The following is a 1,623-nucleotide window of genomic DNA, read 5'->3' as shown; positions in this document are numbered from 1 at the left end:
TCCAATTGTTCCACTTTTTTAAAACTTAGGTTATTCGCATTGCAAATGCGACTGAAGAACACACTCATTACGCTAACGCTAAATGAGCGCGAGGTGGGTAACTTTGTAATTTGTTTCACGCAGCCAATATTAAAAACATGAAAATCATCTTTCTTTTATGCATTGCCTTGGCTACAAACCTAGTTTGGAGTCAAAATGATAATCAACCTATTTTGACCATAAATATTATTGAAACAACGAAAGACTCAATGACATTATTGGATAACGAATATCTCCACATCAAGACTTTTACTGTTGAAAATGGTAATAAAATAACATTCGGAAAAGAACTGGAAGCAGGTTATTATAAACTAGGACCTCAGCGACAAGAAATCTATATTGGTGAAGAATTTAACCTCATCGCATCATACAATGAAAAGGCAGACAATAGCTTTTTATTTTCAGGTAATGGCGCCAAGGAAAATGAATATTTGGGTCTAAAAAACACTCAATTTGAAGAGTTGAATGGCATGCACAATTATATGTCTGATGAAACTGATTTTTTAAGAAAAGCCGACTCCGTAAACACCGAATTCAATCAACTTTTCAATGAATACAAATCTGATTTTCATAAAGATTTTATGGTTTTAGAAACTAAAGATTTAGAATATGAACATATCAATAGATTAGCTGATTATAGAGATTTTCATGGATTTATAACGGATAATCGAGAATTTAAAGTATCTGAAAATTTTCCGCGTATATTTAAAGATTTTGACTACGACAATGTTGAAAACTTGAAGGTCCCCCACTATCTTGGTTTAGTTGAAAGATATTTCCGTAATGAAGTAAATAATCAAGTGTGGGAAGATGAAGAAAGTAAAGATTATTTTCTTGAATTCCTTCTATTAATTGACCAGGCAGTAGAAAACGAAAAAATAAAAGAAGTTATCGCAATTAAAGAAGGAATCTATTCGCTAAAAAAAACAAAACAAATCGATAGCTTATATGTATTGGTTAAAAAATTGGCGGGTAATCATCGACTTTTCCCTAAAGTAACTTCTAAATATGAACAAATTCAACATGTTTTACCTGGGAAGGTAGCACCTCAATTTACTTATGTAGATACAGCCGGTACTGCAGTTAGTTTGAGTGATTTTAAAGGAAAACTGGTTTATATTGATATATGGAATAGAGGTTGCACACCTTGCATTAAAGCAATGCCAACATTAAATAAACTGAAAGACTCATTCTCCGACAAAAACATCGTATTCCTGAACATTTCAATCGATAATACAGAAGATTGGCTCGCCGCCATTGCCAAATACAATGTTAAAGGTATCAACTTAAACGCTCCTAAGAATAACAATCCATTTTTCGAAGCTTTTGATGTATTTGGCTATCCTCGCTATATATTAATTGATCAAGAAGGTAAAATTATAGATCCCAATGCCAAACACCCTTCGCATCCAGGTTTAGTTGAAGAATTACAATCTCATTTGTAAATTAAAACCTAAATCTCGCGCTCATTTTGCAAAGCGTAATGAGTGTTGCACTGAGCTTTTGCCGAACGTGTGTGTTCTTATTTTGGCATTTGTAATGCCACTCCTATCATCTTTTTTTTGCATATTTGCTATATGTCAG

General features: G+C 33.0%; 1 protein-coding gene. It reads left to right on the top strand.

Features of this window, described 5'->3' with window-relative positions; all coding sequences use genetic code 11:
- The first annotated feature begins 137 nt into the window (after window positions 1-137).
- Window positions 138-1,484 (top strand): TlpA family protein disulfide reductase, encoded by a 1,347-nt coding sequence (locus T367_RS0118285; RefSeq protein WP_027421135.1) that lies wholly within the window; start codon window positions 138-140, stop codon window positions 1,482-1,484.
- Window positions 1,485-1,623: the final 139 nt, after the last annotated feature.

Source organism: Crocinitomix catalasitica ATCC 23190 (assembly GCF_000621625.1).
In the GTDB taxonomy this organism is placed as follows: Bacteria; Bacteroidota; Bacteroidia; order Flavobacteriales_D; family Crocinitomicaceae; genus Crocinitomix; species Crocinitomix catalasitica.
The sequence above is the reverse complement of the archived record's forward strand: the minus strand, read 5'-3'. Positions and strand labels throughout refer to the sequence as shown.

Bases quoted from the DNA above. Each gene is read 5' to 3' on its own strand.
- T367_RS0118285 (WP_027421135.1), top strand. From the start codon at position 138: ATGAAAATCATCTTTCTTTTATGCATTGCCTTGGCTACAAACCTAGTT.